Below are 265 nucleotides of genomic sequence, written 5' to 3'. Positions count from 1 at the left end.
GCTTTGTAGTTATGTCGGTATAACCCCAACGATACGTGAGTCGGGGAGCAGTGTAAGAGGTCGAGCCCGGATAAGCAAGGTCGGCAATAGAAAGCTCCGCAATCTTTTGTTTCTATGTTCCTTTAACGCTTGCAGGCACAACAGGGCATGCAGGGAGGTCTATGAGCAAGGGGAAGAGCAAGAAATTGGCATTGATAGCGGTGGCCAACAAACTGCTTAAACAGTCCTTTGCCATTGCAAAGTCCGGAAGGCCCTATGACGAAAC

Annotated in this window: 1 pseudogene; it reads left to right on the top strand. The window is 49.4% G+C overall.

Annotated features, from left to right (window positions below):
• Positions 1–265: pseudogene (locus tag IV512_RS19825) on the top strand (transposase); the annotation flags it as partial.

This window comes from Pseudozobellia sp. WGM2, from assembly GCF_017810075.1.
In the GTDB taxonomy this organism is placed as follows: Bacteria; Bacteroidota; Bacteroidia; order Flavobacteriales; family Flavobacteriaceae; genus JADNYK01.
The sequence above is the reverse complement of the archived record's forward strand: the minus strand, read 5'-3'. Positions and strand labels throughout refer to the sequence as shown.